This window comes from Methanosarcina spelaei (assembly GCF_002287235.1).
Classification (GTDB): Archaea; Halobacteriota; Methanosarcinia; order Methanosarcinales; family Methanosarcinaceae; genus Methanosarcina; species Methanosarcina spelaei.
Window position 1 is genome coordinate 1 of the sequence record NZ_LMVP01000044.1, and the last position, 13,340, is coordinate 13,340.

Genomic DNA, 13,340 nt, shown 5'->3' on the forward strand with positions numbered 1-13,340 from the left:
TTTCTAGCTTCAATTTATATCTAAATCGGTTAAATTCCTTTTTTGCCTTTATACTCCATTCTTGATGCTTTTCTTCATTCATAATTACGTTAAGTTCTTCAGATAGAATTTTTTCCAGGAATTTAATCTCATTTTCACGATTGTAAAATATATTCAATAACCTGTATTTTAATAGTTCCTGTTCAATTGTTGTTTTCTTCGGAAAATCGCTAACTATAAGCTTGTTTAAGTGCATCAAACAGTATTGATGCACTAACTTATCCCCAAAAACTTCCTTTAAAATATCTGGGTATCTCTTATCAAAATCCGTAACAATAAACACAGGTTCTGATGTATCTAGATTTTTTCGTAGAAACGTTTTGATGGTTTCTGAACTTTTATCCTCAAAAAGTTCATCTGCTATTGTTCTTTGAGTTTTTGCATCCAGTAATGTTAAACGGTATTTCTGACAACGTCCCTCTTTTGGATGCTGTTCGTCATAGTGCACCATATGTACATTTTCTAAAATTGGAACATTTTCCTGTTCCATTTCTTTGTTGAATGTTCTAAAAATAGTGCTTCTTGATCTTGGAAATATGAAGCTCATTATATCAGAAATTCCATCATAAGAAACTTTATGGTATCTGAGCACCTGGAAAAAATTATTGAATGAATCAAAAAGTAAAGTTTTCAGACCTTCCCAAAAACTATGATCTTCTTCGTCTGTACTACCACAATTTTGGCATTTGTATCGACCAATGCTGATTTTTCCAAGACCTTTTTTGATGTATAGATTATAGCCGTTATGAACCATAGGAGCACTGCAAATAGGGCAGGCTGGAGGAATTTTTCTACGAAAAATTCCTCTTGTGGTATATTCGTAATCATTGCTATAACTATCAAAAAGGTATGAGAGAGCAGGGAGTTCCGATAAGTTATTAAGAGTAAGATTTATAATTACCATTGTTTTTGCCGTAACATCATTACATAGTTATAGAATTATAAATTTATATAGTGATGTTACACTTACTTTCATCACTAGATTTTGGAACTGAGTCTTATTATAGCAATTCGATACATTATTTTACTCTAAATACACCGCAGTTCCTCTTCCATGATCAGTATACTGTTCGCCTTCGATTGTATTATTTCTACTGTCGGGGGTGTAAAACACTTTAATTTCTTTATTCATATCTGCAGTTTCTTTATTCAAACCTACAGTGTTGCCTTTAATTATATTATTTTGAGAATTCCCAAGTGTAATTGAAAACGTGTATGGATGTAGTTCAATAGTATTGTTCAGGAATTTGTTATCATTCGAATTCTGAAGGCTAATACTGAAATAATTATGTGAAACTCTGTTTTTGCCTAACTCATTGTCTGAAGAATTGGTTAAATTTACACCCTTCCAACTATTTGAAATATAATTACTTATTAGTTTATTACTGTTGGAGTTCTCAAGATTAATCCCATTTATATCTACCTTTAGCTCATTATTGGATATATTATTACTTTTTAAACAATTATTGTTTGAATTTTTGAGACATACGGCATACACACTGTTTGAGTTTACAATATTGAAATCCAATTCGTTTTCAGTGGAATTCTCAATAAAAATTCCGTAATGTGAGCTGTCATTTGCCTCATTATTTTCTAGAGTATTTTTGCTAGAGTTTCTGAGATAAATTCCAAATTCATTCTGAAACACTGTGTTATTTCTAATTACGATATCACTGGAACTTTTCAGAAAGGCTCCATATTTATTATAAACCAATGTATTTCCAGTTATACTGCTATTAGATCCAGTATAATAAATACCGGCTTTGCTCCTTGATCCTGTAATATTGAATCCACTAATTGTTACGTTGTTTGCAGTTATGTGGAATACATCTTTTTCCGGATTTGCAGCTTGAATCACAGTATCCGCAGATTTGCCTTGTTTCGATACTATAGATAAAGGCTTATCTACAACCAAATTTTCCTGATATAATCCTGGGTAAACCAAAATAGTGTCACAAGAATTAACACTGTTGATTTTTTGTTGTATTGAATCTCCAGGGTAAACAATAACAGTGTCACCAGAACGAGCATTGCTGACTTTCTTTTGTATTAAATCTCCAGAGTGTACGTTGGCATTAGTTGAGTTATTACTAAGATTGCCAAGGATATTGTCGGGATATTTTCCATTGTTTTCTGAATAGAAAATAAATATTGTTGAAATGGCAAAAACAAACAATAAGAAAACTATTTTTGTATTTATTTTCGTGAGTGGCATATCCATTTCTTCCTATAAAAAAGAAAGGGTGATTAAGGTCTCACCCATGTATTTGTTACCCATTCCCAACTCCCATAAACAATGTAATGTTCTACTGTTTGCCAAGTATCGTGGATATAGTCATACTGTAATACTCCAGAGCGATAATAACCATAACAAGCAACGGTATGATTTCCATAACTTTGGCTATAGTTGTCTCCACGCCCACCGTTTACCATGCTCATGGTAAACGGTCTATCGGCATTTATTTCAGTCTCAATTTTAGTCTTAGTTACACTATTCTCGGTTACGGCATCAATGCCAGAATATCCATGGTTACTGCAAACCGTCTCTATACCGTTATCAATATTATTTGTGCTTGTACTACCCCCAGAAGTAGTGCCCATTGCATTTGCCAATTCGTTTATAAGTGTAGTACCGGTTGGAAAGTTTGGATATCCATTGTTATCCCAGTATTCTAGAACCATAGCAGCCGAAGTTGGAGCACAGCCACGGTACCATAGCTCAGCAGGAAAATCAGAAATTTTATGAGAATAAGTTGCTGTAATTGATATATCTCCTGCCATTTTGCTCTCTAAGCTATTCCACACTTCTTTTATTTCATCCTGCTTTCGGCAGGTCGACATAAAAATCCATTCAATTTTTCTATTGATATCGTTTTTTTTAGAACTTTTGATATTTAATTTAAATCAAAAATTACTAAATGTTAACCATAACATAATTAATATATATTTATAATATATGAGATAAAAGACAAATCATGCTAGATAGATAATCCGCAAGATGCTGTTTTTTAACTTAACCTACAAAAAATAACAATTAAGAATATTTAGATGTTGGAATGTGCTTGCTGCCGAATGTAGGTTTCATTGCTTTCAACGGTTTCTACCTGATTGCTTATAGGAGCAGTCTCAGCTTCCAGGCTTGTTACATTTGATGTAATATCATCTACAATAATTTTCTCTTTGATCGCATTTTTATTGTCTTTAAGCTCATATTCTGTATAGTAGAAAGTTGGACCTCCATAAATCGGTACGCTTTTCCCAATCTTCAATTGATATTTATTTGCATAGTTTGCTGCTGCAGATTGTGATTTCTTTGTCATATAAGAAATCTTATGAGGAAGCTTTCCTTTTGAGAATTCAAGGATTGGATATTTGTCTTTTGTAGCAGATATTATTATAAAACCAGCGTATTCATTATTTTTCACTACATTAAAGGCATATGCTGTTTTATTTCTATCTAGATCGTAATATGTAATATCTGATTCAACACTTGCATCTTTCCATTCAGAGAAATCAGATATTTTATCAGAGAATTCTATCACAGAAAAAGCTGCAATTTCTTTTGCCTCATCTAAACTTAGAACTGCGGATGTTTGCTCGTTAGTTACTGGGCTGTCATTTGCTTCTGCATAGACGACGGAACTTAAACTTATTAAGAGAACTCCCATAAGTATTATCTTTAGCATTAATTTGCTCGTATTAGTTAGTTTTCTAATCTTAGTTTTCATTTTATCTTACCTCATAATTTTGTATGAAGGCAAGAAATAAGCTTGAAGTAGTTTCTAAAGCTATTATACTTCTTGCCTTTGGCTATGCAGGATTTGGTATAGGTCTCAAACTCTACTGAATCCTGCATAATATTCCCATATTCTAAAAATCAACATTGTTTAAATATTTAATGTGTCAACTCTCAAACAATCAGATCTAGAAGAATATTTTAAAATTGATATATATTCAGCTTACCACAACATGTCTGTTGATATTGATTTCGATGAAAAAGAGAAATCTGAGAATTAACTTATGAAGATGAAAAAAAGTAGCCAATCCCCTATAGTCAAATAAAATTAAGTCACAGAGATTTGTCTATTGAATTTAGTAGAGATAGCTATTGATGCTGCTTTATTAGATCGAATAGTTGCTAAAAATTATAGAGGACTTCGATAAACCCAGCTTTTTGGCTAGTTGCTTATAAAGGGTATATAAGTAATATGTTGAAATCAGAGGTTTATCGGACTCAGTACCAAAATCTAGTGATGAATGTAAAACTCAAAATCACTAGATTTTATAAATGGTCACCATCCATGTAATACAACTTAGTGATTCAAGTCTTTAGATAGCGAATATCGATTTTGATAAAAACTGGATTCTTCTTGCTAATTAAGACTTTCTATCAAAAATGCAAAAATCACTGGATTTTGGAACAGAGTCGTTTATCGAAGTCCTCTATATTATTAATTGTAGTCAGTTAAAAGCTAAAATAAAATTAAGCAGAAACTATATATAGAGCAATTTGTAACTAACCATTCAATTACTCATTATCAGTATAAAACTAGTGTTCAAAAACGTAGGATTTGATTTTTACTGTTCTTTAACATATTCAAAGGTCAGATAGGAATTCTTTTTACCTCTCCCTTTTCAAGATGTTCCATCTTATGAGCTGCGCTATATATTGGGGTACCTTTCAGCAGTGCTTTTCTTTTTATTTCTCTGGTAATTATCTTCCTGAGTTCTAGGTTTACCTTGGCAATTATCATTTTTTTAGCCTACAGTTATAAGATAGGGTCCTTTAACAAGTTCTCCCTTCTCTTGCCTCGCACTTTTCCAGCCTGGAGACCACTCCTTCTTCTTTTATGACTTTAGGATCGATAAAAATATATTTTTCCATAGTATAGCCGGTCTTGCTTTCCTCACTGTAATAAGTAATCACATCCTTTATTGCAATGCTTTTTATTTCTTCGGAGGCATGAGCGATAAAAGTAGAAATGCATCGCTATTTGCTAATTCATTCTTTTAATAGAGCTATTATTTGCTAATTCTTCTTCTTTTTTGTCTGTTTTGTCTGCAAGGCTGCTTTCCTTCTTCGAGCAGGACAAGCTATTAATCTGAATCAAACTTAATTCTCTTGACTCTGGAAACCATATTCCAATTAACAGGATTGTATAAGCGCCTCCACCAGCTTGTCTGGAGTCCCTGCACAAAAAGAGGAAAGAAGCGAACAGCATTAGAGAGAAAAAAGTTTTGATAAAGATTGATAGTTGATTATGTTGATCTTATTCCTAAAACTCTTTGTGTCATTTTTACTTCAGGCTTGTACTTTATTCTCGCTCTTTGCTTCTATTCTCATCTTTTTTGAGATAGGCCGCTCTCCTGCGTCGAGCGTGCAAGAACGGTTCAGTATAATGAATAAGGTTGTACAGGTCCAGAAAAACTGTAAACCTTCTTTAAATAACGAAACAAACAGAGAACTATATAAATGTGAAAATTTTATTCTAGAGCATGATTTCTGCTCTTGAAAAGCAATGTGATACAAGAAGCGAAATAGCAAATGAGTGCTTAATTCCCTAGTACGTAATTGGAGTAATTGCAATCATCTGTGCAACGACTCTGGTTTTAATCGCTTTTCTTGGACCCATTGGTCAGGAAATAATACAGTATAGAACCTCTCAATCTGGTGTATGGCAGATTGCAGGACAGGATCTTACAAATCTTGTATTGATCGCACCGATACTACTAATTGGTGGAATTCTATGTCTGGCCAGAAGGGCCGGCTCGAAATACCTGTTAATACTTACACCGATAACGTTAATGTATACAGGGCTTTCCATGGGGATTGGCCAGGAATGGAGCAATTCGGCCTACAGCGGCAATGTTGAGGACTACTGGTGGCTTTTCGGAACACTTATAGTAGGCGGGCTCATCCTGCTTTTGGGTAGCTTATCCATGTTTACCGAAGCAGATGCTCCTGACTTCAAACTCAGAGGTCTGCGAATCTACGTAGGCTTTATGACCGTATTCTTCCTGCTCTTTGCAGTAATGTGGATATCTCAAATCCAACAAGTTACAAATACTGGAGACCTTCCTGACGGCTCATACAAAGCGGCTCCAACTGCCTTTTGGACCATCAGGTATCTTGACCTTGGAATTAGCATTCCGTTAGGCTTTCTAGCGCTATTCCTGATGCTTTCAAAACCAAAAAAAGCGTATTCAATACTGCTCCTGTTCTTCGGATTCTTCATAACTATTGGAACCTCTGTAGACATGATGGCCATAGTTCAAGTCTTGAACGGGGATATGGAGGCGGTTAAAGAAGGACTCTTTATATTCCCAGTACTCACATTCTTCTCCTATGGAGGCCTCTTCTATCTTGTTAAAGATAAACTTCGTCAAGGTGTATTTAAAAGTTCAGAGATACAGTTAAAAGATCAGATAACCGGTAAAGACTATTCTCGTAAGAAGAAATAAGAAATAATGTAAGTCTGCTAAAATTTCTTCCAAAAATTATTGCCAGGCTTTAACGTATTCAAAAGTCCAGAGCGGAATTCCTCCTATTTCTCCCTTTTCAAGATGTTCCATTTCATGAGCTGCGCTATATGCCGGCGTACCTTTCAGTTGTATGGTTTTTTTCTTTAACTCCCTGACTGTTATTTTCCTGAACTCAGGGTTTACTTCTGCAAATATGATCTTTTTTGCCTTCAGGGTTATTAAGTAGGGTCTTTCAACCAGTTTTCTTTCTTCTTTTGTCCCGCATTTTTCGAGCCTTCGGATAATTCCTTCTTCCTTTACGATTTCGGGATTGATAAAAAAATAGATCTTTTCCAGAGTATAGCCGGTCTTGCTCTCTTCGTTATAATAAGTGATTACATCTTTTACTGCCATACTTTTTGTTTCTTCAGAAGCATAACTCCAGGAGCCTCCTGATTTTAATGAAAGCAGAAAAGGAAGAAATAGGTCTTCTTGAACCCCAAAACTGGAAATCACATGCTTTTCCAGGGCTGAAAATTTGAAGATTGCTTGAATTTCGTCAGCGTCCATACTTACTCTCCCTTTCGTTTATTCCTCCCTCATCCATTTCTCTCATCCCTCACACTCATTTTTATAAATTAATGTAAATAGTAATGGTTTATTTAAAGTACAGCTTTTTAGCGTCACGTTTATAGAAGTTAGTAGTAACGCAACTCTACACTAAGAGAGTCTTGTAGAGAGTCTTGTAAATGGATACTTAACTATTTTCCATGAATAAGCGGGTAACTGAAGAGTAATATACTTTTAGAGTGAAATGTCTACATTTTGTAGAGGGATAATATTCCGTGATAATAACCATAAGTACTGTGATAACAACCATAAGTACCATGATAATAACCATAAGTACCATGATAATAACCATAAGTACCATGATAATAACCATAAGTACTATGATAATAACGCCTGTGAATGCAGCATAGTAAAACTTTATTCCCTCAGGACACCGCTGGTTTAAGTTCTATGGTTAACTTTCTGCCCGAAACGTCTTGAAATAGAGAAGGAAGAAAAGTAAAAATAGTAGCTCTGGCATTCCTGTTATCTCTTGTGCCATGATGGAGGTAAATGTACGTTGCCGAGACAACACCCAACGAATTTAAGTTAAAAATTTGAGCTCTGAGAATAAGTACAGTTTTATTCTCAGGCACACGATTGGATTTTATTGGGCTAGACATATCATGAAAATGCGTACCGTGATGCAGCTCCGATTCCTGAAGTTAAGAAAGCAATTATCAGGAGCAAGCCCAATACAATTGATGCTCGATATAATTTTTCCATATTTAATTCCTCCTTTTTGTCAGTACTCTTTATAGTAATTCATATCTGTTAAATGTTAGTATGTTGGACTATGTGCCGTAAAAGGCTGAGAAATTACAACAAGTCTCAGATATTACAACTAATACCTGGGATAGCTTGCAGCGGTTACGCAAGAAGAACTTTATACCGACCGTTGGGTTTAAAGAGTTCAGTAAAATCAGAGTCTGAGTGTACTTATCCTCACATTTGAAGATCTGAATCACTCTCACAACGGAGTTTGGATAAGAAAATATTTTTAGATTGTGGGGAAATACTTGAGATTGTGGGGAAATACTTGGGATCGTGAGGAAATATTGAGGACTGAAAGTTCTATGAAAAACCTGTTAAATTCCGATTAAACAGCCTACACTTTCATTTATAAAGTCATTGTCTCTTTATATAGATTTTTAATTGCATTTTCAATTCTAGGTCTGAACTCTTCACTCTGGACTTTTAACCAGACTTCCGGAAAAGTATCGAATAATGTCTGGAGTTCCTCTTCCCTATATGCCTTATAGGCTTCTACCCCTTTGAGACCTTCGAGAGTTTTCTTTTCTATTGAATATTTTTTCCTCTCTGAAAGGCCCCAGTCTCCGGTTTGCAGATATGACCCCAGTAAGTCTATTGCAATTACAGAGTCGTGCAGGTCTCCAAGGTGGTCCTGCAAAGCTGTGACTTCCTTGATCATTACTTCTGCTTCCTTTCCCAACACATTCCCAAAAAACTCAAGTGTATAGCGCAGTCCTTTGGATGCAATCCTCAACCTATGCAGTCTCTCTATAGAGACATATGGTCCTTCTAACCATTCGGAATAGGCACTGATATCTGCGAACCTGGCATAAAGGATAGAAGGAAGCACATCCTTTACTCTATATGGCAGAGCATTGTGTTTTGCAGTTGTTGTGGGTAGAGCCCATGATTCAGAATCAAGAAAATCTGAGAAATCCTTTTTGAAATTGGCGTACCTTTCACTTTTCAGGTAAGTGATCATGCTTTTCCGGGCTTTTTTCCTCTCTTCAGCAAGCACCGCAAATAGGGGATCAAGATCATGTTCGTTCTCGGAAGGTAGTTTATTAAGATATTCTTTAGCTTTCTCCCGAAAAACGTCTAAGTCCCTGACGTCACTGAGTGCTCCAAGAGTGCTTTTTAGTCCTTCCAAATGAGGTTCAAGCTTTTTAGAATCAAGGTAAGCTTCAAAGATCTTTGCAGCAGCTTTCATCCTGCGGATTGCAACCCTCATATCGTGCAGGTTTTCTATGTTTTTTCCCTTTAGGGTTCCTTTCTCATTGGCAAGCATTCTGGTAAATTGTCGGGAAAAGACCTTATGAGCTACCATAGCCATTGAATTTTCAGGTCTAATTGCAAATTTCAAGTTTCTACTTTCTTTTTTATTTTCTTCTTTTATCTCGTTTTCTCCCTTGATTTCCTCAACTCTCATTTCAATATTTTCGATTTCGTCTGTCTTTTTCTTAGATATAGTCTTTTTCTTAGATATAAAGGAGAGTTTGGTACCAAAAAGGTACTCCCAGAGTTCTTTTCTCTTTTCTGCCTTTTTTGCAGCTTTTTCTGCACCCGGCCCAAAAATTTTTACTTCAACTGCGTCCTCAACCTGCCTGATTCTATCTGGCAGAAATCCCCAACTTCTGTTCTCAAAAATGCCCGAGATACGGATAAAAGATGCAAGAATAAGAGCTTTATTTTTGATTTCTGGAGGTAACATGATATTTGATTTTTCAAAAACTGAAGAAAGGTCCTTTACGCTGATTTTGGGAGACTGAAGTTCCATAGTAAGAGCAAGCATTCTGAGTTCGTGAAGTTTTAACCCTTTTAGAGGATGGGTCAGGAGAATTTCCTCACCAATCTTGTATATTTCTTCCGGAAAAACCGAGCTTCCGATGTCATGAAGGAGAGCTGCAAGACCCAGTATTTTTCTCTCTTGCTGCCCTAACCTGTGGTAAGGGAAAAGTCCGTCAAAAAGTATAAGTGCGTTAGTCCTGGTCTTTTCTGCCTTCGCTTCGTCTGCTCCGTAGAGCTCAAAAAGGGTTTCAAGGGTCCATTCCTTGAAAACGATATTTTCCTGGCTTTTGCCCAGGGCATAACGTCCGGCATGAAAATGGAATTCTCCGGAACCATTATTTTCAGAACTAAAGGGGAAACTGAAAAGCCTTTCCTTTTCAAACCGAGAGTAAAAAGCTTCGATATCTTGCTCAGGAACTTTTAGAAGAAGGCTCACTTCTGCCGTATTCAAACCTTTTTCAAGCGAAAGAAGAATTTTAGCCTGTTTTCCATATATATTTTCCTGATCGGCAAGCTGCAAACAAAAGGCTCTTTCCCTGAAGCTTAAAAGAGTTTTTTCCGGCAGATTCTCTTTGAGTAGAAGGGCTCTCTCGAATTTAGAGAAAAGATCTTTTACAAGATGGTAATTTCCTAGCAAGTGTTCCTCAATAATCTGTAAATCTTGATGGGTTCCTTCAGTCTTCAGTTTAAGTTCAAGTTCACTGTAAAATTTTTCGTTCTGTCCACTTTTAAGACTCACATGGTCCAGAGAAAGTTCAGCTATAAGTCTTTCTCCCAATTTCACCTGGCGCACAGTCCTTTTTTGTTTAAGTTTCAGAAGTGGAAGCAGATCAAGGCCCGAGCTAAGCTCTAAGATTATATCCCTGGTTCTGGCATCAGGACATTCAAAGACGGAGGTCTCCTCAGGTAGGAAGCTGACATACTCTTCTCTCGTATGTACTCCATATTCAAGTCCCCCCAGACTTTTGATGGCTAACCAATGTCCTTCTTTTCCCATCTCTTTCCTGAGCCGTAGAAAATAACCTTCAGACATTAAAGCATTTTTCTCCGTGTCTAAAAAAGTGTCTTCGATATTTTGTACTATAGCTTCGGAGAGAGAATAGTCTGCTAGTAAAGATGATGTTTCAAGGACTTGAAAATCCGCTTCATCCATCACTAGAAACTTTGATTCGATTTCCACGTCTTTCCCACCTGGTCTTATTAACAATATGGCTTCAGTGTTTAAAGACAAATATTGAGGTTTTTTAAAGACAAATATTGGAGTTTTTTAAAGACAAATATTGAGGTTTTTTAAAGACAATATTGGATTCTGTTTCTTTCATGAGTGGTAATTTAACAACTGCTATAAACACAAGTTTAAACAAAGTAAAGCATATAAAATGTTGTTACTCAATCTTAGAAAAACAAAATATTCCAGATGAAAAGTAATGCTCGCAACTTGCCTACAAAACAGGCAAAAGATGAGTTATTCTCAAAGTCAAATTTATAACTGCAGATCTAATGTTCTATTATATTAGGATATTAGTCAATAGCGCTGAGCATCATTTTTACTAAAAGTTCAATGTACGTATCATCTATATCTTCTTCACTTAAACTCTCAAATAATGTGAGTATGGGAAGTTAATTCTTCAATATCCGCCCTTCCACCACCGTTTATTTAAATTCTTCAACTCTTTCAATTTGAGCAGGAATTTCCGAGTCTTCATAATTGTAAATTATATCTTGTTTTTTACTTATATCTAATATTATATAAACATTATAGAAGTATAATCATAAAATAATTTGCTTATGTAAATATGTTAAAATGTAAATATTTTAAATGTTTTGAGACTCATAAAAGATATATAATATTTAAATCTTCAAGAAAATAGATATTATAATAAGTAAAAATGTATGATAGAGCTTTAAGAATTACCAGAATTTCCACCAAGATTTTTTTGCTCCAGGTGCAAGAATTTGTTTTTGGTTAATTAAAGTCTGCACTTGCATCATGTAATTATTGTGCATTTCCTCAAAGTATATTTCTCTTCTTTCTGCTTTCTCAAGTTCTCTTTGTAAGTCTTTAATTTTCTGCTGTGCTTCTTCTATCCGTATTTCAAGTTCTCTTTGTAATTCCTGGTTATGCTTTTGTCCGTCAGCAAGTATAATTTCGATTTCCTTCATCCTGGTTTGTAATTCCTGATTCTTTATATGTTCATCCTCAAGCTGTTTTTCCAAATCATATATCTTAGCTTGTAGTTCCTGATTATGTTTTTGTTCATCCCCAAGTTGTTTTACCAAATCATATGTTTTAAGTTGTAGTTCTTGATTATGTTTTTGTCTGTCAGCGAATCTACTTTCTATCTCTTTTATACTAATTTGTAATTCCTGACTTTGCCTCTGTTCATCCTCAAGTTGTTTTTCCAAGTCCTGGATTTTAATTTGTAACTCATGGTTATTCTTTTGTTCATCATCAAGTTCGTTTTTCAATTCTTGTATCCGTGTTCCCTGTTCTTTTCCATAAATATTCAATTCTGGATCAAATACAAGTTTTTCGAAAGCATTAATAACTGCTTTATTAGCATTATCAAAACCTAAAGATTCCACTTTTTTCCATAAGTCAAAAGGTATCTTTGCTTTGATTTTTTGCTCTTCCTCCGAATACATGCGAAATAAAAGGATCTAGTGAGCAATATAATTTCTCATTTTGACAGTTTATTATATTGATGTCGTGTCACAGATACTATTGACAAATAACTGATGTCATGGGCAAGTTATTAGTTTTAGAGCTGACCCCCAAAACTCAAAATTAGTTTTCTGAATCTCTAATTTTTGAAAAATCTATTGAGTTTCCTATTATAGAAAATCGTTCGCAAACTTTTTTAGTTAAAAAAATTGTTTTGGATAAGCTCTTATAGCAACTTAAAAATTGAAGTGATATAATTTAATTAATTTGGAAATAGACAATAAAAATTTTAAAATTAAAAAATAGTGTAACTATTCAGGGTATAGTTAGCGGCGCTCCTTTGAGCGCCGCGAGAATACCCTCTAAAACAGGTAAACCATTCTTTCTTATTGTTGAAATATATGCTCTAATTCTGCAGAAAGCTTCCGCTCCTCGTGCAGTTCTGAAAGTTCCTGATGTTTTCTGTTGTAGCTTCATCATCCTGACATCTCTTTCTGCTTGATTATTCTCAAACGGAACTTTCAAGTCTGTCAGGAATCTCAGAATCTTGTCTTTATGTTCTATAAACCTATCAAGCAGATTCCTTGCTTTGGTTTTTGGATTCTTACCACGTTTTCCTCGTTTTTCAGGATTTAAAGAAGGTGGATTTTCTTCAATTCCTTTCGCGACTACAGCATTGAACCTTTTTTCTAATGCCTTAACTTGTTCAAAATCTAGATTTTTGACCTGCTCTTTACACTCATCAGCATACTTTTTCATTTCAGACAACAGCTCATTCATATCTTTAGCCCATTGCTGTTTATAATTCTCTTCAATTCCAGTAAGTTCTCTCTGGAGATGAACATTGCAAAGAGCATGATCACAATTATAACTGTTGTAAGGTTTCCATCCATCGTGAACTGCTACCCCTTTAAACTCTGGAAGAATTCCCATAGCATCAATAGCTTCGGATCCTCTTTTTGCATGAGTAAAATAACAGGTGTATTTGTCAGTAGAAGCTACATGAAGCCAATGTCTTTTTCCT

11 protein-coding genes are annotated in these 13,340 nt (G+C 35.0%); 1 reads left to right on the forward strand and 10 read right to left on the reverse strand.

Annotation, left to right across the window (positions count from 1 at the left end):
- The 6 genes from ASJ81_RS03625 to ASJ81_RS22535 form a co-directional block, all read right to left on the reverse strand.
- On the reverse strand, positions 1-943 hold a 943-nt coding region (locus tag ASJ81_RS03625; RefSeq protein WP_095642727.1), incomplete at its 3' end, for an ISNCY family transposase.
- A gap of 120 nt (positions 944-1,063) precedes the next feature.
- Entirely contained in the window at positions 1,064-2,254 is a 1,191-nt protein-coding gene (locus ASJ81_RS03630; RefSeq protein ID WP_170943175.1) for a right-handed parallel beta-helix repeat-containing protein, read from the reverse strand.
- Positions 2,255-2,286: 32 nt separating this feature from the next.
- Positions 2,287-2,880, reverse strand: a complete 594-nt coding sequence (locus ASJ81_RS03635) for a C39 family peptidase (RefSeq protein ID WP_095643292.1) — start codon at positions 2,878-2,880, stop codon at positions 2,287-2,289.
- A gap of 203 nt (positions 2,881-3,083) precedes the next feature.
- A complete protein-coding gene (locus tag ASJ81_RS03640) occupies positions 3,084-3,767 on the reverse strand; it encodes a hypothetical protein (RefSeq protein ID WP_095643293.1) in 684 nt (227 codons plus the stop codon).
- Positions 3,768-4,643: 876 nt separating this feature from the next.
- On the reverse strand, positions 4,644-4,793 hold the full coding sequence (locus ASJ81_RS22530) for a hypothetical protein (protein ID WP_170943176.1): 150 nt from the start codon (positions 4,791-4,793) through the stop codon (positions 4,644-4,646).
- A gap of 32 nt (positions 4,794-4,825) precedes the next feature.
- Positions 4,826-4,966 carry a hypothetical protein gene (locus ASJ81_RS22535; protein WP_170943177.1) on the reverse strand — a complete coding sequence of 47 codons (141 nt, stop codon included), beginning with the start codon at positions 4,964-4,966 and terminating at the stop codon, positions 4,826-4,828.
- A gap of 896 nt (positions 4,967-5,862) precedes the next feature.
- Between ASJ81_RS22535 and ASJ81_RS03650 the strand changes: the two genes are divergently transcribed.
- The gene (locus tag ASJ81_RS03650; RefSeq protein WP_245859761.1) at positions 5,863-6,501 is read left to right on the forward strand and encodes a hypothetical protein; all 639 of its coding nucleotides are present in this window, start codon (positions 5,863-5,865) and stop codon (positions 6,499-6,501) included.
- Positions 6,502-6,537: 36 nt separating this feature from the next.
- On the opposite strand, the gene ASJ81_RS03655 is transcribed toward ASJ81_RS03650, so the two are convergent.
- The 4 genes from ASJ81_RS03655 to tnpC all read right to left on the reverse strand — a co-directional run.
- The gene (locus tag ASJ81_RS03655; protein ID WP_095643295.1) at positions 6,538-7,071 is read right to left on the reverse strand and encodes a putative ATP-dependent zinc protease; all 534 of its coding nucleotides are present in this window, start codon (positions 7,069-7,071) and stop codon (positions 6,538-6,540) included.
- 1,159 nt (positions 7,072-8,230) lie between these two features.
- Positions 8,231-10,831 (reverse strand): CHAD domain-containing protein, encoded by a 2,601-nt coding sequence (locus ASJ81_RS03665; RefSeq protein WP_095643297.1) that lies wholly within the window; start codon positions 10,829-10,831, stop codon positions 8,231-8,233.
- Positions 10,832-11,562: 731 nt separating this feature from the next.
- The gene (locus tag ASJ81_RS03670; protein WP_095643298.1) at positions 11,563-12,297 is read right to left on the reverse strand and encodes a hypothetical protein; all 735 of its coding nucleotides are present in this window, start codon (positions 12,295-12,297) and stop codon (positions 11,563-11,565) included.
- Positions 12,298-12,631: 334 nt separating this feature from the next.
- The coding region (tnpC, locus tag ASJ81_RS03675; RefSeq protein WP_141241578.1) for an IS66 family transposase at positions 12,632-13,340 on the reverse strand (709 nt) is incomplete at its 5' end.

Bases quoted from the DNA above. Each gene is read 5' to 3' on its own strand.
- ASJ81_RS03630 (WP_170943175.1), bottom strand. From the start codon at position 2,254: ATGCCACTCACGAAAATAAATACAAAAATAGTTTTCTTATTGTTTGTT.
- ASJ81_RS03635 (WP_095643292.1), bottom strand. From the start codon at position 2,880: ATGTCGACCTGCCGAAAGCAGGATGAAATAAAAGAAGTGTGGAATAGC.
- ASJ81_RS03640 (WP_095643293.1), bottom strand. From the start codon at position 3,767: ATGAAAACTAAGATTAGAAAACTAACTAATACGAGCAAATTAATGCTA.
- ASJ81_RS22530 (WP_170943176.1), bottom strand. From the start codon at position 4,793: ATGATAATTGCCAAGGTAAACCTAGAACTCAGGAAGATAATTACCAGA.
- ASJ81_RS03650 (WP_245859761.1), top strand. From the start codon at position 5,863: ATGGGGATTGGCCAGGAATGGAGCAATTCGGCCTACAGCGGCAATGTT.
- ASJ81_RS03655 (WP_095643295.1), bottom strand. From the start codon at position 7,071: ATGGACGCTGACGAAATTCAAGCAATCTTCAAATTTTCAGCCCTGGAA.
- ASJ81_RS03670 (WP_095643298.1), bottom strand. From the start codon at position 12,297: ATGTATTCGGAGGAAGAGCAAAAAATCAAAGCAAAGATACCTTTTGAC.